The organism is Ruegeria sp. SAZD013 (genome assembly GCF_059612525.1).
The window spans coordinates 367,309-388,783 of the sequence record NZ_JBXWQT010000020.1 but is presented as its reverse complement, the minus strand read 5'-3'; the positions used below and the strand labels follow the sequence as shown (position 1 = coordinate 388,783).

At 56.2% G+C, this 21,475-nt stretch carries 24 protein-coding genes and 1 tRNA gene; 12 read left to right on the top strand and 13 right to left on the bottom strand.

Annotated elements, in window-relative coordinates:
• Window positions 1-31 precede the first annotated feature (31 nt).
• Window positions 32-628, top strand: coding sequence for a histidine phosphotransferase family protein (locus AC2FLU_RS08180; RefSeq protein ID WP_496714215.1), 597 nt, complete (start codon window positions 32-34; stop codon window positions 626-628).
• Here the strand turns inward: AC2FLU_RS08180 and AC2FLU_RS08175 are convergent.
• From AC2FLU_RS08175 to AC2FLU_RS08135, 9 genes are all read right to left on the bottom strand, one after another.
• Window positions 625-1,887: a glutamate-5-semialdehyde dehydrogenase gene (locus AC2FLU_RS08175; protein ID WP_496808511.1), complete on the bottom strand. Its 1,263-nt coding sequence runs from the start codon at window positions 1,885-1,887 to the stop codon at window positions 625-627. The genes AC2FLU_RS08180 and AC2FLU_RS08175 overlap by 4 nt on opposite strands.
• 32 nt (window positions 1,888-1,919) lie before the next feature.
• Window positions 1,920-3,026, bottom strand: coding sequence for a glutamate 5-kinase (gene proB / locus AC2FLU_RS08170; RefSeq protein WP_480472734.1), 1,107 nt, complete (start codon window positions 3,024-3,026; stop codon window positions 1,920-1,922).
• The gene (obgE, locus tag AC2FLU_RS08165) at window positions 3,014-4,048 is read right to left on the bottom strand and encodes a GTPase ObgE (RefSeq protein WP_496808512.1); all 1,035 of its coding nucleotides are present in this window, start codon (window positions 4,046-4,048) and stop codon (window positions 3,014-3,016) included. Before obgE ends, proB begins: the two co-directional genes overlap by 13 nt.
• Before the next feature lie 37 nt (window positions 4,049-4,085).
• The gene (locus AC2FLU_RS08160) at window positions 4,086-4,622 is read right to left on the bottom strand and encodes a GNAT family N-acetyltransferase (RefSeq protein WP_480472732.1); all 537 of its coding nucleotides are present in this window, start codon (window positions 4,620-4,622) and stop codon (window positions 4,086-4,088) included.
• Entirely contained in the window at window positions 4,619-5,227 is a 609-nt protein-coding gene (locus AC2FLU_RS08155; RefSeq protein ID WP_480472730.1) for a LysE family translocator, read from the bottom strand. Before AC2FLU_RS08155 ends, AC2FLU_RS08160 begins: the two co-directional genes overlap by 4 nt.
• 96 nt (window positions 5,228-5,323) lie before the next feature.
• Complete coding sequence (gene rpmA / locus AC2FLU_RS08150; protein WP_050602452.1) at window positions 5,324-5,593, bottom strand: 50S ribosomal protein L27; 270 nt, start codon at window positions 5,591-5,593, stop codon at window positions 5,324-5,326.
• 11 nt (window positions 5,594-5,604) lie between these two features.
• Entirely contained in the window at window positions 5,605-6,216 is a 612-nt protein-coding gene (locus AC2FLU_RS08145) for a 50S ribosomal protein L21 (protein ID WP_480517002.1), read from the bottom strand.
• 220 nt (window positions 6,217-6,436) lie between these two features.
• Window positions 6,437-7,240, bottom strand: coding sequence for a DUF2059 domain-containing protein (locus AC2FLU_RS08140; RefSeq protein WP_496811929.1), 804 nt, complete (start codon window positions 7,238-7,240; stop codon window positions 6,437-6,439).
• Window positions 7,240-8,082: a DUF2059 domain-containing protein gene (locus AC2FLU_RS08135; RefSeq protein ID WP_480517740.1), complete on the bottom strand. Its 843-nt coding sequence runs from the start codon at window positions 8,080-8,082 to the stop codon at window positions 7,240-7,242. The genes AC2FLU_RS08140 and AC2FLU_RS08135 overlap by 1 nt, the downstream gene beginning before the upstream one ends.
• Before the next feature lie 123 nt (window positions 8,083-8,205).
• Between AC2FLU_RS08135 and AC2FLU_RS08130 the strand changes: the two genes are divergently transcribed.
• From AC2FLU_RS08130 to AC2FLU_RS08090, 9 genes are all read left to right on the top strand, one after another.
• Window positions 8,206-8,295, top strand: a tRNA-Ser gene (locus AC2FLU_RS08130).
• 249 nt (window positions 8,296-8,544) lie between these two features.
• Entirely contained in the window at window positions 8,545-9,099 is a 555-nt protein-coding gene (locus AC2FLU_RS08125) for a hypothetical protein (RefSeq protein WP_480553481.1), read from the top strand.
• A gap of 208 nt (window positions 9,100-9,307) precedes the next feature.
• Entirely contained in the window at window positions 9,308-10,336 is a 1,029-nt protein-coding gene (locus AC2FLU_RS08120) for an alcohol dehydrogenase catalytic domain-containing protein (RefSeq protein ID WP_480603636.1), read from the top strand.
• Window positions 10,337-10,411: 75 nt separating this feature from the next.
• Window positions 10,412-11,287, top strand: coding sequence for a branched-chain amino acid ABC transporter permease (locus AC2FLU_RS08115; RefSeq protein ID WP_480603638.1), 876 nt, complete (start codon window positions 10,412-10,414; stop codon window positions 11,285-11,287).
• A gap of 3 nt (window positions 11,288-11,290) precedes the next feature.
• On the top strand, window positions 11,291-12,388 hold the full coding sequence (locus tag AC2FLU_RS08110) for a branched-chain amino acid ABC transporter permease (protein ID WP_496811928.1): 1,098 nt from the start codon (window positions 11,291-11,293) through the stop codon (window positions 12,386-12,388).
• Window positions 12,385-13,149 (top strand): ABC transporter ATP-binding protein, encoded by a 765-nt coding sequence (locus AC2FLU_RS08105; protein ID WP_496808514.1) that lies wholly within the window; start codon window positions 12,385-12,387, stop codon window positions 13,147-13,149. The genes AC2FLU_RS08110 and AC2FLU_RS08105 overlap by 4 nt, the downstream gene beginning before the upstream one ends.
• A complete protein-coding gene (locus tag AC2FLU_RS08100) occupies window positions 13,146-13,919 on the top strand; it encodes an ABC transporter ATP-binding protein (RefSeq protein WP_496808515.1) in 774 nt (257 codons plus the stop codon). The genes AC2FLU_RS08105 and AC2FLU_RS08100 overlap by 4 nt, the downstream gene beginning before the upstream one ends.
• Window positions 13,920-13,924: 5 nt before the next feature.
• Complete coding sequence (locus AC2FLU_RS08095; protein ID WP_496808516.1) at window positions 13,925-15,811, top strand: AMP-dependent synthetase/ligase; 1,887 nt, start codon at window positions 13,925-13,927, stop codon at window positions 15,809-15,811.
• A 25-nt stretch (window positions 15,812-15,836) separates the two neighbouring features.
• Window positions 15,837-16,997, top strand: a complete 1,161-nt coding sequence (locus AC2FLU_RS08090) for an ABC transporter substrate-binding protein (protein WP_480472708.1) — start codon at window positions 15,837-15,839, stop codon at window positions 16,995-16,997.
• A 68-nt stretch (window positions 16,998-17,065) separates the two neighbouring features.
• Here AC2FLU_RS08090 and rpsI read toward each other — a convergent pair whose 3' ends face one another.
• The 3 genes from rpsI to AC2FLU_RS08075 all read right to left on the bottom strand — a co-directional run bounded on the left by rpsI (window position 17,066) and on the right by AC2FLU_RS08075 (window position 19,581).
• Window positions 17,066-17,551 (bottom strand): 30S ribosomal protein S9, encoded by a 486-nt coding sequence (gene rpsI / locus AC2FLU_RS08085; protein WP_209503959.1) that lies wholly within the window; start codon window positions 17,549-17,551, stop codon window positions 17,066-17,068.
• A 6-nt stretch (window positions 17,552-17,557) separates the two neighbouring features.
• Window positions 17,558-18,016: a 50S ribosomal protein L13 gene (rplM, locus tag AC2FLU_RS08080; protein ID WP_480472706.1), complete on the bottom strand. Its 459-nt coding sequence runs from the start codon at window positions 18,014-18,016 to the stop codon at window positions 17,558-17,560.
• A 161-nt stretch (window positions 18,017-18,177) separates the two neighbouring features.
• Window positions 18,178-19,581, bottom strand: coding sequence for an aminotransferase-like domain-containing protein (locus AC2FLU_RS08075; RefSeq protein WP_480472704.1), 1,404 nt, complete (start codon window positions 19,579-19,581; stop codon window positions 18,178-18,180).
• Between the two features lie 98 nt (window positions 19,582-19,679).
• Here AC2FLU_RS08075 and AC2FLU_RS08070 point away from each other — a divergent pair, with 98 nt between their 5' ends.
• Window positions 19,680-19,907 carry a DUF1127 domain-containing protein gene (locus AC2FLU_RS08070; protein ID WP_480472702.1) on the top strand — a complete coding sequence of 76 codons (228 nt, stop codon included), beginning with the start codon at window positions 19,680-19,682 and terminating at the stop codon, window positions 19,905-19,907.
• A 60-nt stretch (window positions 19,908-19,967) separates the two neighbouring features.
• Here the strand turns inward: AC2FLU_RS08070 and AC2FLU_RS08065 are convergent, their stop codons facing one another.
• Entirely contained in the window at window positions 19,968-20,411 is a 444-nt protein-coding gene (locus AC2FLU_RS08065) for a PaaI family thioesterase (RefSeq protein ID WP_496808517.1), read from the bottom strand.
• A 58-nt stretch (window positions 20,412-20,469) separates the two neighbouring features.
• Here AC2FLU_RS08065 and AC2FLU_RS08060 point away from each other — a divergent pair, with 58 nt between their 5' ends.
• Window positions 20,470-21,255: an enoyl-CoA hydratase gene (locus AC2FLU_RS08060; RefSeq protein WP_496808518.1), complete on the top strand. Its 786-nt coding sequence runs from the start codon at window positions 20,470-20,472 to the stop codon at window positions 21,253-21,255.
• The last annotated feature ends 220 nt before the right edge of the window (window positions 21,256-21,475 follow it).

The following is a 21,475-nucleotide window of genomic DNA, read 5'->3' as shown; positions in this document are numbered from 1 at the left end:
GGACGTGCGGCAGATACAGTCGGAGGTACGCATGGGCGAGAGCAACGTCAACCTGGCCGAATTGATCGGTTCGCGGATTTGCCATGATCTGATCAGCCCGATCGGGGCGATCACCAACGGGCTTGAGCTGTTGGATATGGTGGGCTCCGTACAGGGGCCCGAGATGGAGCTGATCTCGGGCAGCGTCGGAAGTGCCGGGGCACGTATTCGCTTTTTCCGTGTTGCCTTTGGCTCGAGCAGTGATCACCCGCTTGGTCGGGCCGAAGTAACCGAACTGCTGAAAGATATCGAGCGTGCGGGGCGGATACGGGTCAATTGGAACCTGACCGGGCCAGTGCCCCGTAATCAGGTCAAACTGGCCTTTCTGGCGCTTATGTGCTGTGAAAGCGCCATGCCGCTTGGCGGCGCGGTCGAGATCGTTAATCAGGGCAACAAGTGGATCGTGACCGGGGTTGCAGACAGGTTGAATGTCGATGGTGATCTTTGGAAGAACGTCGTGACAGGTCGTTTTCCCACCAAAATCACGCCCGCGCACGTTCAATTCGCGTTGCTGCCTGAAACGGCGGCTGCGATGGGTCGGCGGATTGCCGTTGAAACCTCGGCAACCCGCGTGTCACTTCGGTTTTAAGCCCGGATCGTTCCGTTCCCGCGTACGAGATATTTGAAACTGGTCAATTGCGCCGCCCCGACCGGCCCGCGCGCGTGCATCTTGCCCGTCGCGATTCCGATTTCTGCCCCCATGCCAAATTCACCGCCATCCGCAAACTGGGTCGAGGCATTATGCATCAGGATTGCGCTGTCGAGACGCTCAAAGAAACGGGCTGCTGCTGCGTCATCCTCGGTCATGATGCAATCAGTGTGGTTTGAGCCGTATTGCTGAATATGAGCAATCGCAGCGTCGATATCGGCAACGGGCTTCGCAGCGATCACGTTGTCGAGGAACTCTTTTCCCCAGTCATCCGCCGTAGCAGCAACTGTACTCTCTCCAGCGAGAACACCATCGGCGTGAACCTCGACACCTGACTGGACCAGTGCCGCAACGACGTCACGCCCCAGTGTGTCGGCGATATCCTGATGAACCAGCAAGCATTCAGCGGCTCCGCAAATACCAGTGCGGCGGGTCTTGGCATTCAGTACCACTTCCAGCGTTTTCTGCGGATCAGCAGCCTTGTCGACGTAAATGTGCACGATGCCTTCGAGATGAGCAAAGACCGGCACACGGGCCTTTCGTTGTACAAGGCCCACCAGTCCCTTGCCACCGCGTGGAACGATGACGTCGACATAGTCGGTCAGCGTCAGCAACTCCTGCACTGCAGCGCGGTCGCGTGTGGGCACCAGTTGGATGGCGTCTTCGGGCAGGTTCGCGGCCTTCAGCCCTTCGACCAGACAGGCATGGATCGCGGCTGAGGAATGAAAGCTCTCGGATCCGCCGCGCAGGATTACCGCATTGCCCGATTTCAGACACAGCGCCCCGGCATCCGCAGTCACGTTGGGTCGGCTTTCGTAGATCACGCCAATAACCCCTAACGGTGTCCGGACGCGTTGGATGTTAAGGCCCGTGGGCATATTCCATTCTGACAAAACCTCACCCACCGGGTCGGCCTGATCTGCGACGGTTCTCAGCCCGTCGACCATGCCCTGAATACGCGCCTCATCAAGCATCAGGCGATCCATCATTGCGGGGCTCAGACCCTTGTCGCGGCCGAATTCCAGATCTTTTTGATTGGCTGCGATGATCCGTGCCCGATTGGCCCAAACCGCATCTGCGGCTGCAATCAGCGCTGCGTGCTTTCGTTCAGCTGTTGCGAAAGCCAGTTCACGCGAAGCGGCTTTGGCACGTTTCCCAAGATCTTCCATCAGAGCAGGAATGCTGTCGAAGTCTTTCATATCGCGTGCCTTTCAGATCATCTTATTGAAAGTTAAAGGGCCAGGTCGTCCCGGTGGATGAGGGCTGCGCGGCCTGGATAGCCCAGCGTCGCTTCAATCTCAGAAGACTTACGCCCCTTGATCGCATCGGCTTCCTGCGCCGTATACCGGCTGATCCCCTGAGCCAGACGACGGGACTCCAGATCAAGGATGGCGACAGGATCGCCACGACCGAAATCTCCGGTCACTTCCACAATCCCGGCAGGTAGCAGGCTTTTGCCATTGGCCAGTGCCTTGGCCGCCCCCTCGTCCACTGTGATCTCACCCCGAGGTTTCATTGCCGAAATCCAGCGTTTGCGGGCTGCATGTGGATCCAATGTCGCAGTAAACCATGTGGAATTGGCACCGTTTTCGAGCATTTTCAAAGGGTTAAGAACCGACCCTTCAGTAATTGCCATGGCGCAACCACCAGCGGTTGCCATCTTGGCCGCCAACAGCTTTGTCTTCATCCCACCTTTGGATAGGCCCGATCCCGCATCACCAGCCATGGCTTCAATCTCGGGTGTGATCCTGTCGATTGTCTCGAAGCGCGTCGCGGAGGAATCTTCTTTTGGATTACCGGAATAGAAACCATCCACATCCGACAGCAGAATCAGTTGGTCGGCCCCTACTGTCACGGCGATTTGCGCGGCCAGGCGGTCATTGTCGCCATAACGGATTTCGTCCGTTGCAACCGTGTCGTTTTCATTGACGATCGGTACGACGCCTAACCCCAGCAGAGTTTCCAAGGTCGCGCGTGAGTTCAGATACCTGCGGCGATCTTCGCTGTCTTCAAGCGTCACCAGAACCTGCGCTGTAGTGATCCCATGGGGTGCCAACGCCTCTTCGTAGGCGCGTGCAAGCCGGATTTGCCCAACCGCAGCAGCAGCCTGCGACTGTTCCAAAGGCAGTGCCGCCATCGGCAGGCCCAATACTCCGCGGCCAAGTGCAATCGAACCGGATGAAACAAGGATCACATCTTTCCCCTGCCCCTTGAGCCAGGAAACATCTTGCGCCAACGACAGCAGCCAGTCAGACCGCAGCAGGCCAGTATCGCGATCAACCAGCAAAGCCGACCCGATTTTTACCACCAGACGGCGTGCCGAGGTCAGGGTAGCCAAGGCTGTGCCTCCTCAGCGGGTTTCTGACGCACACGGTTGTCGTCAATCTGGCTGCGCAGCGCCCGCAGAACTTCGGTTACACCCAGATGCGCCACACCGGACATCGTCATGACGGGGCCGCCCACGGCCTCCTCAAGCTCTGCGACGGCAAGGGCACGTTCTTCGTCATCCAGCGCGTCAATCTTGTTCAGAACAGTGATCCTGGGCTTTTCAGCCAGCTCGCCGCCATAGGCTTCCAACTCGTGAATGATCGTGCGGTAATCATCGGCGACCGTTGCAGAGGTGCCGTCGACCAGATGCAACAACACGGCACAGCGTTCCACGTGACCCAGAAAACGGTCACCAATGCCACGGCCTTCATGAGCACCTTCGATCAGGCCCGGGATATCGGCCACAACAAATTCGACGTTGTCCACGCCGACAACGCCAAGATTGGGGTGCAGCGTGGTAAACGGATAGTCGGCAATCTTGGGCCGCGCATTCGACGTGGCCGCCAGAAAGGTCGACTTGCCTGCATTCGGCATACCCAAAAGACCCACATCGGCGATCAGCTTGAGCCGCAGCCAGATTGTGCGGTCAATCCCCGCCTGCCCCGAATTGGCGCGGCGCGGGGCCTGATTTGTGGCAGATTTGAAATGCAGGTTGCCAAACCCGCCATTGCCGCCCTTGGCCAGCAGAACACGTTGCCCGACTTCGGTCAGGTCGCAGATGACGGTTTCTTCGTCTTCGTCCAGGATTTCAGTGCCAACCGGCACACGCAGAACGATATCGTCCCCATCCTTGCCGGTGCGTTGCTGCCCCCGGCCCGGTTGCCCGTTTTTGGCGAAGAAGTGCTGCTGATAGCGGAAGTCGATTAGGGTGTTTAGCCCATCCACAACTTCGGCCCAAACAGACCCGCCTTTGCCGCCGTCCCCGCCATCGGGGCCGCCGTATTCTATAAACTTTTCGCGTCTGAAGCTGACGCAGCCGCTACCGCCGGCCCCGGACCGGATGTAGACCTTTGCGAGATCGAGAAATTTCATGTGTGTCCCCTACTGCAAAGGCCCCATCGGCCACAAGTCAGAGTTTTTTACTGTAAGTCCAGGTGGGCACATTCGCATCGCGCGCCACCGAATAGCTTTCCGCATCGCCCAGATACTGGAACCCGCAATGGGTCAGGACCCGGGCCGAGGCCGGATTATCCTGAAACACACTGGCGAACATCGTCGCGTTCTCCAGCGGGTTGGCGTTAACAAGTGCTTCGACAGCCATCGAGGCAATGCCCGTGTTCCAATAGATCGGCGCGACCCAATAGCCGACTTCAGACTGATTCCGATCAAGCCGTTTCAGCGAAATCACACCGATCAGTTCCGGGCCACCGTCCTTGGTGGCATCCATGACCCAGACGTCCTCGTCCCGGTTGTCAGCCATCGAACGGGTTACAAAGGCTTCGATCGATCCGGGGGCCAGTGGATGTGCGATACTGGTGGTCATCCGCGCCACGCGCTCATCACCTGCATAATGCTCGATAAGGCCCATGTCCGACCGGCGCAGGGGGCGCAGATCGAACCGCTCGGTTTCAATGACCGGCTGATTAATTATTGTCTCAAGCTTCATTGGTGTGTTCCTCCTCCGAACAACACGAATAGTACGGACGCGACCGTAAGACCCGCCAACGTCCACATCAGATATTTTTCCGCCGGGCGACCTTCAACCGCATGCGCGATTCTATCCCCGGCAAAAGTCCAGATCGGGTGCAAAACGATCTGGCAGATCAACAAACTAAGAGCGATCGTGAGCGTTGCATCAAAGCTGGACGTCCCCGCCGCGACAAAGCCGGTAAAACCCGCAACAATCATGGCCCAGGCTTTTGGGTTCAGCGGATGCACGATCAACCCCGCCCAGAATCCCGGAACATCACCGACCGCATTTTCGCGCGACAATCGCAAATTCGCGATCTTCCACGCCAGCCAGCAAATATATGCAGCCGAAGCATATTTCAGCGCCGCGAAGACTGTCGGAACCTGTTCCGCCAGTTGCAGCAGGCCAAAGCCCACGGGCCAGATAATCAGCTGCTTGCCAAGCACGACACCGGCCACAAAAGGCAATGCGGCGCGAAACCCATAGCGCGCACCTGTTCCCAGCAGGACCATGTTGGCCGGCCCTGGCGTGCCGACCTGAGAGGCGGCAAATATCAGGAAACTGGTGGTTGCGACTGTCATTGGTTCTTTCGATCACGACTGCGTTAAAACGAGAAAGGGGACCGGCACTTTGTGCCGGTCCCCCATGAATTTTTCTTAAACCTTCTGGGTCTCGGCTTACTCTGCGGCCTCCGCCACTGGCAGGACCGAAATAAAGGTGCGGTTTTTAAGTCCCTTGTGGAACTTCACGGCGCCATCGACAGTTGCAAAGATGGTGTGATCTTTGCCAATGCCTACGCCTTCGCCCGGCCAGAACTTGGTGCCGCGCTGACGCACGATGATGTTGCCTGCGATAGCGGCCTGGCCACCATACAGTTTTACGCCAAGGCGACGACCAGCTGAGTCGCGACCGTTACGGGAGGAACCGCCAGCTTTTTTATGTGCCATTCTCTCTCTCCTTAGCCTTTAGCCAATTCTTTGGCTTGCTCAACCCATTCGGGTTTCACTTTGACCGTTTCGATAGCAGCAATCTGCTCATCCGACAAGGCGGCCAGAGCGGCAAAGCTCGCGATACCGGCCTCAACCAGCTTCTTGGCGGCGGCAGGGCCGACACCGTTCAGTTGGGTCAGATCGTCAGCAGCGGCAGCAGCGGGTGCTTCAGCCTTGGCTACTGCTTTCTTGGCAGGCTTTGCAGCAGGTACCGCTTCGCCAGCCGGAGCTGAACCGATTGCAGCTTTGATGCCCGATTTGTCAGCGCCCGACGCCAGAATGTCGGTGATTTTGACCAGTGTCAGTTTCTGACGGTGGCCAACGGTACGCTTCGAGCTGTGCTTACGACGGCGCTTGACGAACTTGATGACCTTGTCACCTTTGATCTGTTCGATCACTTCGGCCTGAACGCCTGCGCCTGCAACGAATGGTGCGCCAACAACCGGAGCGTCACCCCCCAGCATCAGAACATCGTTGAATTGAACTTTTTCACCTGCGTCGGCAGCCAGCTTTTCAACGCGGAGGATATCGCCCGCCTGAACCTTGTACTGCTTGCCGCCAGTCTTGAGGACCGCAAACATGCGTTTTTCCTTTTCTAACCCGCGTTCTGTGGTCCCCTTTGCGGGTGTTTTGGCCCCAAGAAACTTGAATGCCACCTCGAACAGCGCGCCCTTTTCGGGCTGTGTGAATGACCCCTGACAATGTCATGCAGGCCAAATAATAACGATACCCGGCGCGGAAAACCGGCCGGGATGCGCGCTTATCCATAGAATGCAGGTAAAAGTCAACACCAAAGCGGCGTTAAAGATCGGACGCCCTCAGCGCCTGTGCAACCGCCTGCCCCAGGCGATAGGAAATATCATTGAACATGCGGTCAAAGCCGTCAAACACGGCGTCATTCAGGGCCCGTCCCGTTTCGGTTCTGGAAAACGCGATATTTTCGCGCATCTGAGCCTCGTCCAACGGGCGGTAGGCCATAAGAAGAAACGAGAAAAGCCACTCTTCGGTGTCCTCGCTCCGACTGTCCTTCTGCAACAAAAGCTCGGCCAGCAGTTCCTGATCGTCGGTCCGCGCATCAACATCAAGACCCCGAAAGAAGCTGTAGTCTGACGTCAATGCCCCCTGAACATTCTTTTCAATCAGGTTATTTGCCTCGATATATTCCTTGACCAAAGCGAACTGAGCGGTGCTGCGTTCTGCGGATTTATAGGCTTCTCGGGCCATGTCTTCGATTGCCTGATCCGACATGGCGCGCCGGGCCGAATTTTCCAGCGTTACGATGGTCTGGCCAAGATCGCTTTCAAAAAACAAGATGGCCTGATCAAGCTGAACATCGGACATGCCCGCCACGAAGGCGTCCGTCAAATGTTTCCGCATCCAAAGGGGATCGTAGATACGATTGACCTGCGCCTCGAAATAAGCGCCGCCCTTGTTGTCCAAAAAGGTATCATCAAGAGTCTCGCGATGGCCCTGCCCCTCGTGAACAAGGATTTCCATCACCTGCGTCAGACGCATGGCTTTTGCCAGTCGGTCGACTTTTCCATCGGCATACAGCGGCAGTGCCCAACTCAGAGTGACCACAAATGCCAGAACTACGCGCTGCATCAAATGTCCTGTGCCGGGTGCAATTCGGCCATCCGTGCGGCAAGAACCTCGAACCTCATGGCCATGATCTCATATTGGATGGCGTTCAACAGCTCGTAGACTTCCTGCATCAGCGGCTGTTCCAGCGCGTCAACATATGTATCCAAATCAGCGTCGGAAAAACCTTGATAGGTGTAAGCCGCACCGGCCAGATTAGACAGTTGCAGCGACTGGCGCATTGCCGGTTCATTTTGCTTCATCAATTCGCGCAGTTCATCCCCGCCCAACTGCAGCTCGATGACCCCCGATGCGCTGGCCGCCAGAAGGAAACGCACCTGAATTTCCTGCAAGGCACGCAGTGCCGTGCCTGTGGAATCAATCGCGTTGTTCATGCGTTTAAAACTTTCGACCCGTTTCGAACCGCTCTTGATCAGGTCAGAGATAATCCTTTGACCTGCCAATTGCTTGACGTCATCGTCTTCTTGCATGTGTGAGGCATTCTCGGCCTCGACCAGACGTTGCCCCAGATCAGACGCGTAAAACTCGACAGCGTGTGCCAGGGCCTCGTCGCTTAGGGTCTGCTCCAGAATGGAAACAGCGGTGTCGTGCATTGCATCGACTTCAAAAACCTCGTCCGTCAAACGGGTCCAGTCCGAGCCGAACCCCTCTGGGTCAACACCCAACATCTGCGGTGCGGATCGTGAGCTCAGGGCGATGCTTTCAAGAGCCACGTCAAACCCGGTTGTGGTCAGAAAGGCCTCGATCCGATCTCGGTTCGCTGCGGAAAGCTCCAGAGGAACTAGAACAAGTGCCAGAAACGGGGCGAGAAACCAAATGGCGATGCGGTGTGCAAACTGTGTCATAGCAATCAGAGTAGGTGTTTTACGCTGGCAGGCAACGGAAAATCCCGGCATTCACGATTTCCGGAATTTTCTGCTTGCACCCCCGTTCGTTCCTGACTAAATCCCCCCCTCACAGACCCCCGCGGAGAGGTGCCGGAGTGGTCGAACGGGGCGGTCTCGAAAACCGTTGTGGGTGCAAGCCCACCCAGGGTTCGAATCCCTGTCTCTCCGCCACAATTCCAATATCGAAAGCCGTTAGAAAACGTCTTCCGGTCGGATCTGGGTTCTCAGCAAAATTGCAAGTGGTCCGTTGTCAGAAACTGTAGTGGCTTAGGTCACCCGGCGTGTTCTTGCCGTGAAATCGGGTGCAATCAGCGTAGCCCGGCTCAAACCTCTATTCTGCTGAGAATTCACAGGAATTCCCCTTTGTATATCCGCTACATTTAACGCATCCCGGCGACACATTTTCCAAAGGAGACACACATGTCGCGTATTCTCATCCTCCTCATCATCGCCGCTGTCGGTGTTGGTGGTTACTACTATCTCAACCAGTCCGAACAAACCCCGGCTGAACAAGTGCAATCCGCAACGCAGGAGGCGGGCGATGCAGTGGCTGATGCCGCGGCAACCGCTCAGGAAGCTGCGACTGACGCGCTTGAAGACGCAACAGAACAGGCCAGCGAGGCAGCTTCATCCTTGACCGAACAGGCTCAGGAAGCCGCGTCGTCGGTTGCCGATCAAGCCAGCGAGGCGGCTTCTTCTGTCGCGGAACAAGCATCCGAGGCAGCACAGCAAGCCGGTGATCAGGTGGCGGCGCTGGCGGGTCAGGGACAGGAATTGCTGAACTCCTGGATTCAGGAAGGCAAGCTGGATCCCACCAATTTCGACTATGAAGGCATCATGACCTCGATTCAGGACAGCACATTGGCCACGGATCTGAAAGAACAGGCGATCAAGATCGTAGATGACATTAAAGAGTCGCCTGAAACCATCGCCTTGAAGATTCAGGAACTGACCGCGCTGTTGACGCAGCAATAACAAAGAAGGGGCCGGTAGCCCGTTCCCGGCCCCTACCCCTCACGCCTATTTTTCGGGCGTGCCCTTACGTTATCGTTTCTCTGAATTGACCCAGTGTGCGGCATTTGATTGGCTGCTCCGACACGATATCCGCGCTCAATGTCACCAGTCGGCAGTTTCCTGTTTAGACAAGTGTGCGCTTTGAACACGCCATCTAGAGGATGATCCCATGACTGACCTGCCCAAAACAATGAAAGCTGCTATCCTGAAACACGGCGGGTACTCGGACACTTCGACCGGACCAGTCATCGAGGATGCGGCTGATTGGCTTGAAGCAGCGGAACTGCCCGTTCCCAATCCCGGCCCCGGTCAGGTATTGATCCGCCTGCGCGCGTCGTCGGTCAATCCGTCCGACCTCCACTTTATCAAGGGTGAATATGGCCAGCCGCGTGTCAAAGGTGCCGCGGCCGGATTCGAAGGCTGTGGCGACGTCGTTGCAACCGGAAAAGGTGCCGAGGCGCTGAAGGGGCTGCGTGTCGCTTTCGTGGCCGCTGGATCCGGTGCCTGGGCGGAATACATAGTGACGCAGATGCAAATGTGCATCCCCTTGCGTCCGGATATTTCAGATGATGACGGGGCCGCGCAAATCGTCAACCCGCTTACCGCGATGGCGATGGTGGACATGGCAAGGGAAGACGGCGATGCATTTGTGATATCCGCTGCGTCCAGCCAGTTGGGAAAACTGATGTGCAGCCTCGGGCGTGATCTGGGGTTGAAACCCATCGCGCTGGTGCGCCGGGCCGAGACAGTCGAAATGCTGAAAAGTCTTGGAGCAGCCGAAGTGCTTGTGACGTCCGATCCTGAAGTCGTCGAGAAGTTTGCCGCGATAAGCGCCACGCTGAAACCTCGGGTCTTCCTTGATGCGGTGACGGATCAACTGTCCGAGAAACTGTTCTGCACCATGCCAAACCGGGCGCGCTGGGTCAGCTACGGCAAACTTTCGACCCAAGCGCCAACGCTTTCTCAGACAGGTCAGCTGATCTTCATGGGCAAACGGATCGAAGGTTTCTGGCTGACGCAATGGATGATGTCGACGCCGCCCGCTGACCAGGTGCGGGTTGTGGCCGAAGTTCAGGCCCGCTTTGCCGATGGTCGCTGGAAAACGGATGTTTCCGAACACCTTACGCTTGAAAATCTTGTGCCGAATCTGGCTGACGCGCTGAAAAAGAGTGACGGAAAGGTGATTATCACCCCATAGTAGAACTCACCTGCGTTACCGGAGGATATACGCGGGCGGAACAAGACGCTGGAACACCGGTGGAGGGAGGACAGTGTGGATAACGCGCAGCTGCTGATTAGCGGGCTGGCGAACGGGTGTGTCTACGGCCTGATCGCGCTTGGCTTTGTTCTGATCTACAAGGCTTCCGAAGCGGTTAACTTTGCGCAGGGCGATTTCATGATGCTGGGCGCATTTGTGACCATCGGCCTGACAAATACCGAATATATGGGGTTGCCGTTCTGGCTCGCTCTGCCGGTATCATTGGGAATAATGGCCGCGCTCGGTTATCTTCTGGATCGCCTGATCATTCGCCGCCTGTTTGGTGAAAGCCAGACCGCCGTTGTCATACTGACCATTGCTTTGGGCTTTGTGATCCGTTTCATTGCCGGTTTGATCTGGGGGCACGAGCCGCAAACGCTGCAAAACCCGCTTGCGGGCAAAGAAGTGCGTATGGGCGGTCTTGTTCTGGGGATGGAAGATGTCGCGATAATCGTCGTCACGGTGCTGCTGACATGGGCACTCTATGTTTTCTTTAGCCGCACCAAAATGGGGCTGGCGATGCAGGGCGCCTCGCAAAACCAGCTGGCAGCATATTACATGGGCATTCCCGTCAGGCGTGTTCAGGGATGGGTCTGGGCTCTGGCCGGAAGTGTTGCGGGAATTGCCGGAATTCTCTTTGCTGCAAAAGGTGCTGTGGATCCGACAACCGGATTGCTGGGTATCAAGGCGTTTGCCGCCGCCGTTATCGGCGGGTTCGGCAGTTTGCCGGGTGCATTGGCCGGAGGGCTGATTGTCGGTGTTATCGAACCCTTCGCCAGCCGGTACATTGCGGCAGGTTATAGCCAGGTCGCGCCATACGCTTTGCTGCTTGCCGTCCTGATCTTCCGACCAAACGGGCTGTTCAGTCAGGTCCGGGTCAAGAAAGTCTGAGCCATGCGTATCGTTTTCAAAACCGACTACATGCAGGATATCCGCCCGTGGAAAGACGGGTTCCAGTTGCGCCTTTATCTGCTTCTTCTGTTTGTCGTCGCGGCTGCGCCTCTCGTGCTGGACGATTTCTATCTGGGTGAACTGACAAACGTTCTGATCTGGACCATTGCCGGTCTGGGTCTGATGATCCTGACTGGACATACAGGGCAAGTCAGTCTGGGCCATGCGGCCTTTCTGGCCTTCGGCTGTTACGCCAACGTGGCCCTGATTGAGGCAGGCGCGCCTTTTCTGGTCGCTTTTCCGCTGGCCGGAATTCTGACCGGGATCGCGGGCGTGACCGTCGCAGTCCCTGCCCTGAGGCTTCATGGTATCTACCTGGCGATCTTTACCATGGCGCTGTCCATCCTGATGGATGACATCATTGTTCTGTCCGAGCCGATCACTGGTGGTGTCGCGGGTAAATATATCGGCGGGGTCGAGGTCTTTGGCCTTACGGTTGACCGCTGGGGGACGCCTGATCTTTTTTTTTGGCTGGTTCTGTCTGTCACCATTCTGGTCACGTTGGGTTACGTAAACCTGCTGCGTGCCCCTTTGGGACGCAGCTTCATCGCCGTGCGCGACTCCGAGGTTTCGGCGCAGGCAATGGGTATCGATATCGCGCGAACAAAGATGATTTCGTTTGCCCTGTCCTGTGCGGTTACAGGTTGGGCCGGCGCGTTGATGGGGCTGTTTGCTGGTGCGTTTAACAATGAAACCTTCAGCGTCCTGATCTCGATCCAATTGCTGATGATGATCGTCATAGGCGGGCTGGGCTCGATTCATGGCGCGTTTCTGGGCGCGATTGTTATCGGATTTTTGCCGCAGTTTCTATCGATTTCAAAGGAATATGTCGGCGCGATCATCGGCGGAAACACCGTTGCCATTCCGGGGCTGGAGTTCGGCATCTTTGGCATGATCCTGATCGGTTTCATCCTTTTCGAACCCATGGGCATCTATGGCCGTTGGCTGAAAATCCGCACCTGGTTCGAACTGTTTCCCTTCTATCGCAAGGACATGTTCAAACGGCAGAAATCCTATCTCAAGACGGAGCGTCTGAGATGAACTTGCTGGAATTTGAAAACGTTACCCTGAAATTTGGTGGTCTGACAGCCGTGGACAACTTGTCCTTCGAGGTTCAGCAGGGCGAAGTCTTTGCCATAGTCGGGCCGAATGGCGCGGGCAAATCGACGGTCTTCAATCTGATCTCGCGCTTTTACGAACCGTTTTCAGGGTCGATCCGGTTTGATGGTCACGATCTGCTTCAGGTCAAACCGTCTGGCGTGGCTGCCTTTGGGGTGGCGCGGACGTTCCAGAATATCGAGTTGTTCGAACACGCAACTGTCCTGCAAAATTTACTGGTCGGAAGACACAGGCATCGGACAACGAACCTGATTTCAGAACTTTTGTTCACCCCTGCGGTCCGACGGCAAGAGTTGGAGAGCCGGGAAAAAGTCGAACAGATCATCGATTTCCTCGACCTGCAGGCCTATCGCGACAAGATGATTTCAGGGCTGCCTTATGGCGTACGCAAAGTGGTCGAAGTAGCACGTGCCCTGGCGACCGATCCCAAGCTGCTGTTGATGGATGAACCAGCCTCGGGACTGTCGGTGGAAGAGACGACCGATATGCGCTGGTGGATCGACGATATCCGGCGCCAAATGGGAATTACCGTGCTGATGGTCGAACACGACATGGGATTGGTATCGGGCGTGTCCAACCGGGTCCTGGCCATGGCAGATGGGGCAAAGCTGGCCCTCGGGTCTCCGGCAGACGTGCAATCGCATCCAGCCGTGATCGAGGCATATCTGGGGAAAGCCTCATGAACGCCCCGATCTTGCAAGTCCGCAATATCGAAAGTTTTTATGGCCCAATCATGGCCATTCGGGGCGTTTCGCTGGATGTTCACGAAGGAAAAATCGTGTCGATCCTTGGCGCTAACGGCGCGGGCAAGACCACATTGATGAAAACCATCTCTGGCGTGATGGACCCGGAAAAGGGAACAATCACCTTTGATGGCGGCGACATTCAGGGCTGGGAACCGCACAAGGTTGTCCAGCGCGGGTTGGTTCACATCCCGGAAGGGCGCGAAGTTTTTCCACTGCTGACGGTTGATGAAAACCTAAGCCTCGGCGCCTACACCCGCAAAGACAAAGACCAGATCGAACAGGATCGTGAGCTGGTCTTCCGTTATTTTCCGGTTCTGAAAAACCGTCGGTCGCAAGAGGCCGGAACCCTTTCGGGCGGACAGCAACAGATGCTGGCCATAGGGCGCGGATTGATGGCCCGGCCTCGTATCATGTTGCTGGATGAGCCGTCTTTGGGCCTGTCCCCTCTGCTGGTGCAAGAGATCTTCGGCATTCTCAAGCGCTTGAACGAAGAGCAGAATATGACGATGTTGCTGGTTGAACAAAATGCCAATGCGGCGTTGGAACTGGCGCATCACGGCTATGTCATGGAGGTGGGTCGCATCGTCATGGACGGTGCCGCGGATGCGCTTTTGCGATCCGAGGATATTCAAAGCTTCTATCTTGGAAAACAAGAAGAAGGCGCGCGCGAAAGCCGCCGCTGGAAGCGGAAAAAGACGTGGAGGTAAAACGGATGGACGCCACGCCCCTCCCCCCTCAGGTCGTGATAAACGGCGTTCAGTTCAACGCAACGGCAGGACAGCGCCCGGTACGCGTTGATGGCTGCATCACAATTGCTGAGTTGTTCCAACGCCGATGTGCCGAACTGGGCAGCCGAACGGCGCATCGCGAAAAAGACCTGGGTATCTGGAAATCCTATTCCTGGGCCGATTACTGGCAGCATGCCAAATGGATCGGGCTGGCCTTGCGCAAGCTGGGACTGGAACGCGGCGACGTGGTCTCAATCCTGTCCGAGGACCGCAAGGAATGGGCATGGCTCGACATGGGCATTCAGGGCGTTGGCGGTATCGCTTCCGGCGTCTATACCACGGATTCCGCCAGTCAGTTGCAATACCTGGTCAACGACAGCGGCACCAGGTTTCTGATTGTCGAGGATGAAGAGCATCTGGACAAGTTTCTGGGAATTGAGGCCGAGGTTCCTGATCTGATCAAGGTGATCATCCTCGAGGACGAAGGGCTGCATGACCTGAACCATCCGCGCTGCATGATGATCGACGAGCTGTTCGCCTTGGGCCAAGAGGCGGAACTGGCCGAGCCCGGGCGCTTCGAAGCGGAAATCGCATTGGCCAAACCGCAGGACATTGCCTTGCTGGTCTATACGTCGGGTACAACCGGTCAGCCGAAAGGCGCAATGCTTAGCAATGAAAACATCCTGGCCGCCATCGAATCCGCTGCACGGGTGCTGCCAGCGCTGCCCAGCGATGAACAGCTGTGTTTCCTGCCTCTGTGTCACATTCTGGAACGTAATGTCTCGGTCTATTTCCCCTTGGCGGCCCGCTGCACTGTCAATTTTGCCGAAAGCCCTGAAACTGTTTTCGCAAACCTTCAGGAGGTTTCGCCCTCAACCTTCACAGCGGTGCCAAGGGTTTGGGAAAAGATCTACTCACACGTCCAGATCCTGACACAGGAAGCCACGCCTTTGGGGCGGCTGGCATTCGGCCTGGCATTAAAAACTGGTGCGCGCCGTGCCGGATATCTGAGCGCAGGCCAACCAGTTCCATCCGGCGTCGCCACCAGATTCTGGTTCTGGGATCAGCTGGTTTTGAAAAACCTGCGCCGAATGTTGGGTCTGGACAAACTGCGACGAGGCGGAACAGGCGCCGCGCCAATCTCGACCGATCTGCTAAAATGGTACTGGTCCATCGGCGTGCCGTTGGTGGAAGGGTTCGGGATGACCGAAACTTCGGGCCTCGCCACGCTCAACACCACAGACAGCAATAAGATCGGAACCATAGGCAAAGTTGTCGAAGGGTGCGACATTCGCATCTCGGACGATGGCGAAATCCAACTAAAGGGCCTGAACATTTTTCAGGGATACTGGCGCAACAACGCGAAGACAGCAGAAACCTTCACCGCCGATGGCTGGCTGCGTACCGGGGATATGGGGTCAATAGATAAGGATGGCTATGTCACCATCACGGGCCGCCTGAAGGATATCATCATCACCGCAGGTGGTAAGAACATCACCCCAGCCGAGATCGAAAGCCGCCTTAAGTTCAGTCATTATGTCGCGGACGCAATCATCATCGGGGACAGGCGCAAATTTCTGACGGCACTGATCATGATTGATCAGGAAAATGTCGAAAAATACGCGCAGGGCCATAAAATCCCCTTCTCGAATTTTGCCTCGCTATGCGCGGCACCGGAAATCAGGCAGTTGATCAGTTCGGAAATTGCCGCTGTTAATGCAGAATTTGCGCGGGTCGAACAGATCAAGGATTTCCGTCTGATCGACGTCCTGCTGACCGCTGAAGACGACGAACTGACTGCGACGATGAAGCTGAAACGCGGACTGGTTGAAAAGAAACACGGGCATCTGATCGAAGACATGTACACTTGACCAAAAGATTAACGGGAGGAAAGAGATGAAGAAATTACGCAACAGTCTGGCGGCTGCATCACTGCTGACAGCATCGGCAACACTTGGTTGGGCGCAAACACAGGGCGTGACCGATGATGAGATTGTAATTGGTTCTGTCAACGACCTGAGCGGGATATTCGCCGCAGTGGGTGTTCCGGCAACCAAAGGTGCAAATGTCGTCTTTGATCGGGTGAATGCAGCCGGTGGCGTGCACGGGCGAAAAATTCGTTACGTGGTCGAAGACAACGGCTATCAGATGCCACGTGCGATGCAGGGCTATAACAAACTGCTCAATCGCGACAAGGTATTTGCCATGCTGCAATCGCTTGGCACGCCGATGAACATGGCAGGGTTCAAGCTGTTGGATCCCAAAGGCATTCCCAACGTAGCGCCTCTTACAGCTGCGCGTCAGATGTTGCAGGAACCCATGCGGAACAAGTTCACCTCCTTCTCGACCTATTTCGATCAGGCGCGTGTCGGTGTGAACTATCTGGCTGGCGAGTTTGGCTCAAAGACGGTCTGCACCATGTACCTGCCGACAGATTTTGGTGAGGAAATTCTAGAAGGCAGCAAGGCCGGAGCCGAAGAAGCCGGGCTCACTTTTGGATCAGAAACCACCCATAAACCGGATGAGACAGATTTCGTCGGATCGCTGAGCAAGCTCAAGGAAGAGGGTTGTGATATCGTCACCATGGCGCTTGGGGTGCGGCAGGCGATCACTGTCGTGGGCACCGCTAAGAAAATGGGCCTGACCGATATGAAATTTCTCGGCACATCAGCCAGTTTCCTGACGGTCGTGGCGCAGGTTCCTGGTGGCGTGACCGATGGATTCTACGCGGCAGCCTCATGGCAGGACCTTTGGGCACGCGCGGATCAACCTGCCCCGGCCGCATTTATCGAGGAATACAAGGCAGCTACAGGCGAAGATCCGGTCGGATTTGCCATGCTGGGTTATTCGGCGGCTGAAATGATGGTTAAGGCGTTGGAGGCCGCAGGCCCTGATCTGACGCAGGACAGTTTCATCGCAGCGATGGAAACGCTGGATTATCAGGACGATCTGGTTGGCAACCACATAACCTATGGTCCTGAAGACCATCAGGGCGCGGATACTGTGTTCGTCAACGTTGTTGAAAACGGTGCGTGGAAACTCGTTTACGAAGAATGAATCCCTGACCCGCGCAAAGCAAAAGGGCTCGCAAGTGCGAGCCCTTTCTTTTGGGTATTCCCGGCGAATTAACGCTTCGAGAACTGGAACGAACGGCGGGCTTTGCGCTTACCGAATTTCTTACGTTCCACAACGCGGCTGTCGCGGGTCAGGAAGCCAGCGGCTTTCAGTGCGCCACGCAGGTTCGGATCATAGAGTTGCAGCGCTTTCGAGATGCCGTGCTTAACCGCACCGGCCTGACCGGTCAGGCCACCGCCTTTGACGGTTGCAACAACGTCGAATTCACCTTCTACGCCGGCAACCTGGAACGGCTGGCGCAGGATCAGCTGCAGAACGGGGCGTGCAAAATAGACGTCCTGATCTTTGCCGTTTACGGTGACTTTGCCGGAACCCGGCTTGATCCAAACGCGGGCAACAGCATCTTTACGCTTGCCAGTGGCATAGGAGCGGCCCAACTCGTCACGTACGGGTTCACGTACGATGACTTCTTCGGCCACGGTTTCAACGCCTGCGACGGCGCTCAGCTCTTCGAGAGTATTGATCTGATCAACCATCGGTCATTAGCTCCGGGTGTTTTTCTTGTTCATGGACTTGACGTCCAGAACTTCGGGGGCCTGGGCCTCGTGCGGGTGCTCGGCACCGGCATAGATACGCAGGTTGGTCATCTGCTGGCGCGACAGGCGGTTGCCTGGCAGCATACGCTTGACGGCCTGGAAGACAACACGCTCGGGGTGTGCGCCATCCAGGATCTGCTGTTTGGTGCGCGACTTGATGCCGCCCGGGTGGCCAGTGTGCCAGTAGAAGTTTTCTTCGCGCTTCTTGCCGGTCATCTGGATTTTGTCAGCGTTGATCACGATGACATTGTCGCCCATGTCCATGTTCGGAGTAAACGACGCTTTGTGCTTGCCACGCAGGCGCATGGCGACGATCGAAGCAAGACGGCCCAGAACAACGCCTTCAGCGTCGATCAGGATCCACTTCTTGTCGATGTCTGCAGGTGTTGCAGAAAAGGTTTTCATGGCAGGATAGTCCTGTTTGATGTGAAAGACCGCCCCAGCGGAGCGGCCCGAATTCGATGGACGGGTTTTATGAGGTGCCTGCACGCAGGTCAAGCGGCATTAGTCTTATTTATGCATGTAAAACCAAATACTTAGAAAATAGGTATTATAATACCCCATATTCAAACGCTGATTTGTTCAGGCGGATTGTCCAATAGAACACGCAGGCGCTGCATCGCGTCCTCGAACCGTTCCAGTGACACATGACCATTCATGGCAATACGTACCGCGTTCGGCGCGCGTCCATCGCGCAGCGCGAACTCGTCGGCGGATCGGAGTTGTATCCCTTCCCGCTCGGCCGCGCGACTGAATGCAGCCGACCGCCAGCCAGACGGAAGGCTCAGCCAGACAAAGGGAACGTCCGGGGCCCAGTTCAGATCAAACCCACCCAGGGTATTGACGGCAACGCGTAGATAATCCCCCATCCGCGTGCGCACATCCTTGGCGATCTGACGCGTACGCGGATCGGACAGCAGAAGGCGGGTCAATTCCGCCAAGGGCTGGGCCAATCCGAAATATCCGTATTCAGCGGACCGGCGCAGATCCACACTTTTTTCTCTGGGGGCGATAGCAAAACCCACACGCAATGCCGGTGTCAGAATCTTCGAGATTGATGACACATGCCATCCCCGTTCAGGCGCCAGTGCCCGAAAGCTGGGCTCTCGGGCATCGCCCATGCGATAGCAATCATCTTCAATGATCTGCAAATCAAAGCGACGGGCAATCTCAACGATCTCTTTCCTCCGCTCCAACGGTGTGTGTGCGCCCGTTGGGTTTTGAACTTCTGGCGACACGCAGACGGCCTGCGCTGTCGTGTGGCGCAGAACATGTTCTAACGCTGCCGGATCGACACCCCATCTGTCCATCTTCACACCGACCACTTCCGCGCGCATCAGTTCGCCTGCGCGACGGAACCCGGCATAAGACAGGTCCTCGACCAGTACGACAGGTTTGGGCCCGCGCAGGATCGTCTGAAACACAACGCAAAGCCCGTTCTGGCCGCCATGTGTCAACACAATATCATCATGGGTCAGTGCGCCCAGCGGAAGGTCTGACAACCAGTCCACAACCGCCTGTCGCACGGGCTGGTACGCGTCACGCGTCGGGTAATTCAGAAACAAACCCGGATCGGCTTGCGACACTTTTTTCAGACATTCACGGATCAGGGACACCTGCCCCATATCTGCCAACCTAGGGCTGAACAGACTTACATTGGCATTGTATTTGTCGTCCCGAAGATGCAGTTGCCGCGCCCAAACGTCGTCAAGAATGGGCGATTTTGGCGGCGCAACAAATGTACCACGCCCGACTTCGGCTTGTAACAACCCCTCATCTGTCAGGATTGTATAGGCGCGCGCGACTGTACCAGGCGTTATTTGCAGGCGATACGCCAGTTCGCGCACCGGAGGAAGTTTGACGCCCACTTCCAAAGATTTGTTATCTATGGCTTTTCGAATTGTGTCAGCAACCAGAGTGTATTTCGGTCCTTTGGATTTCGGTAGCGCCTCTGGCCAAATTGTATCCATTACAATTCTTCCTTTGCTTTTGACACAATTTCAAATGTATCAGTCACGTGTACCAAGTACAACTGATTTGTGTCAATACAATTGAAAGGAATTCCGAGATGACACGCACAATGCACACCCCCGCCCTTCTGCTGCTGACCGACAGCCCCCGGCTGCCTCTGGCCGCTGCACTGGCCGTGCGGTTTGCGGCAGCGGTCACTCAATGGGAGCGTCGTCGCCGTAGCCGCGTCAATCTTAGTTATCTGGATGACCGCTTGCTGAAAGACGTCGGTCTGACACGCCATGATGCGCGCCGCGAGGTAAAGCGCCATTTTTGGCAGATTTAACTGATCCCCAGTCCCATTATTGGGACCTCTTCCTGGGCCGGGGCTTGTCCCCGGTCTTTTTTATCCGAATTTCGCGGCCGCGGACCCTGCAGGTGGCAGGGAATAGGTCATCGTCGCTCTGGCAACAGGGTCTTCCGCGCCATCGGAATACATAAGTACGTCACCGACGGCCAAAGTCCGGCCCAGTTTCAGCAGGCGACATATAGCAATCATGTCCGTGTTGCCTGCTGGTTTGCTTAGAAAATCCAGGGAACTGTTCGTTGTGACCGCCAGGGATTGACGCCCTTTTCGCGCCAGAACCATCGCGTATACACAAACATCAGCCAGCCCAAACATGGATGGTCCCGAAACCGTACCGCCCGGCCGCAGATGCTGATCCTTCACAACAAGGCGCATGGTGATTGTATCTTCGGTCAGGTCCTCGACGACAAAGTCTTTATGCACCTGCGGGAAAACCTCCTTTAGGTATTGTGACAGTTCGTCCCGGTTCATTGCCAAAGCCATGCTTTCCCTCCTGCTCATACCGACCTAGAGTTGGCCCAACATGGGATCGGAGGGCAAGATGGCAATTCTGGAACGTAACGACACCGGCGCTGTTGCACGGCTTACAATGAACGCCCCAGAGCGGCTGAACGCGCTGAGTGACGAGATGCTGTCGGCGTTTCAGGCTGAACTGGACACGTTGCGTGAAGACACGTCGATCCGGGCTGTGATCCTGGCGGGTCAGGGTAAGGTTTTTTGCGCCGGGCACGACCTGAAACAGATGACGGCCGGACGCCAGTCCGAAGATGGTGGCAAAGCTTATTTCAATGACCTGTTTTCGCGCTGCGCGAAAGTGATGATGTCGATCCAGTCCCTACCCCAGCCCGTCATCGCACAGGTCCACGGCATTGCAACCGCCGCCGGGTGTCAGCTGGTAGCCACCTGTGACATGGCCGTCGCCGCGGAAGGCACAAGGTTTGGGGTGAACGGCGTCAATATCGGTTTGTTCTGCTCGACACCAATGGTGGCCCTCAGCCGCAATATCCCCAGAAAGCAGGCATTTGAAATGCTGACGACTGGTGAATTCATATCAGCCGAACGTGCTGCCGATTTGGGTTTGGTCAACCGCGTTGTCCCCGAGACGCGTCTTGAACACGAAACCAATGCGCTGGCAGAACTGGTTGCTTCCAAGCTGGGAGCCGCTGTCAAAATCGGTAAAGAGGCGTTTTATCAACAGCTTCTTATGCCGCTGGATCAGGCTTATGCCTATGCCGGTGACGTAATGGCGCAGAACATGCTGTACCGGGATACAGAAGAAGGCATTTCAGCCTTTATCGAAAAACGTCCCCCAAATTGGTCCCAATAATGCAATTGTTTTGCACATTTTTCGCCACTGTTTTGAATTTAGCACTTTCCAAAAGGGCGACACTGTGGCAAAGCTGGGTCGAGGCCAAGGCCTCAGGACACTTTTGGGTCGCCGTGGGCGGAAGGTCCCTCCAGCTGGTCTCTCTCACCAGCGCTGACAATCCCGCAGCGGCGACCCCAAGACCCCTTCCATAAAATTCGTGAAACCGCTTTGCCTCAGT

Excerpts from the sequence above, each read along its gene's own strand:
- AC2FLU_RS08180 (WP_496714215.1), top strand. The coding sequence starts at position 32 with ATGGGCGAGAGCAACGTCAACCTGGCCGAATTGATCGGTTCGCGGATT.
- AC2FLU_RS08175 (WP_496808511.1), bottom strand. The coding sequence starts at position 1,887 with ATGAAAGACTTCGACAGCATTCCTGCTCTGATGGAAGATCTTGGGAAA.
- obgE (WP_496808512.1), bottom strand. The coding sequence starts at position 4,048 with ATGAAATTTCTCGATCTCGCAAAGGTCTACATCCGGTCCGGGGCCGGC.
- AC2FLU_RS08160 (WP_480472732.1), bottom strand. The coding sequence starts at position 4,622 with ATGAAGCTTGAGACAATAATTAATCAGCCGGTCATTGAAACCGAGCGG.
- AC2FLU_RS08155 (WP_480472730.1), bottom strand. The coding sequence starts at position 5,227 with ATGACAGTCGCAACCACCAGTTTCCTGATATTTGCCGCCTCTCAGGTC.
- rpmA (WP_050602452.1), bottom strand. The coding sequence starts at position 5,593 with ATGGCACATAAAAAAGCTGGCGGTTCCTCCCGTAACGGTCGCGACTCA.
- AC2FLU_RS08145 (WP_480517002.1), bottom strand. The coding sequence starts at position 6,216 with ATGTTTGCGGTCCTCAAGACTGGCGGCAAGCAGTACAAGGTTCAGGCG.
- AC2FLU_RS08140 (WP_496811929.1), bottom strand. The coding sequence starts at position 7,240 with ATGCAGCGCGTAGTTCTGGCATTTGTGGTCACTCTGAGTTGGGCACTG.
- AC2FLU_RS08135 (WP_480517740.1), bottom strand. The coding sequence starts at position 8,082 with ATGACACAGTTTGCACACCGCATCGCCATTTGGTTTCTCGCCCCGTTT.
- AC2FLU_RS08125 (WP_480553481.1), top strand. The coding sequence starts at position 8,545 with ATGTCGCGTATTCTCATCCTCCTCATCATCGCCGCTGTCGGTGTTGGT.
- AC2FLU_RS08120 (WP_480603636.1), top strand. The coding sequence starts at position 9,308 with ATGACTGACCTGCCCAAAACAATGAAAGCTGCTATCCTGAAACACGGC.
- AC2FLU_RS08110 (WP_496811928.1), top strand. The coding sequence starts at position 11,291 with ATGCGTATCGTTTTCAAAACCGACTACATGCAGGATATCCGCCCGTGG.
- AC2FLU_RS08105 (WP_496808514.1), top strand. The coding sequence starts at position 12,385 with ATGAACTTGCTGGAATTTGAAAACGTTACCCTGAAATTTGGTGGTCTG.
- AC2FLU_RS08100 (WP_496808515.1), top strand. The coding sequence starts at position 13,146 with ATGAACGCCCCGATCTTGCAAGTCCGCAATATCGAAAGTTTTTATGGC.
- AC2FLU_RS08095 (WP_496808516.1), top strand. The coding sequence starts at position 13,925 with ATGGACGCCACGCCCCTCCCCCCTCAGGTCGTGATAAACGGCGTTCAG.
- AC2FLU_RS08090 (WP_480472708.1), top strand. The coding sequence starts at position 15,837 with ATGAAGAAATTACGCAACAGTCTGGCGGCTGCATCACTGCTGACAGCA.
- rpsI (WP_209503959.1), bottom strand. The coding sequence starts at position 17,551 with ATGGTTGATCAGATCAATACTCTCGAAGAGCTGAGCGCCGTCGCAGGC.
- rplM (WP_480472706.1), bottom strand. The coding sequence starts at position 18,016 with ATGAAAACCTTTTCTGCAACACCTGCAGACATCGACAAGAAGTGGATC.
- AC2FLU_RS08075 (WP_480472704.1), bottom strand. The coding sequence starts at position 19,581 with ATGGATACAATTTGGCCAGAGGCGCTACCGAAATCCAAAGGACCGAAA.
- AC2FLU_RS08070 (WP_480472702.1), top strand. The coding sequence starts at position 19,680 with ATGACACGCACAATGCACACCCCCGCCCTTCTGCTGCTGACCGACAGC.
- AC2FLU_RS08065 (WP_496808517.1), bottom strand. The coding sequence starts at position 20,411 with ATGGCTTTGGCAATGAACCGGGACGAACTGTCACAATACCTAAAGGAG.
- AC2FLU_RS08060 (WP_496808518.1), top strand. The coding sequence starts at position 20,470 with ATGGCAATTCTGGAACGTAACGACACCGGCGCTGTTGCACGGCTTACA.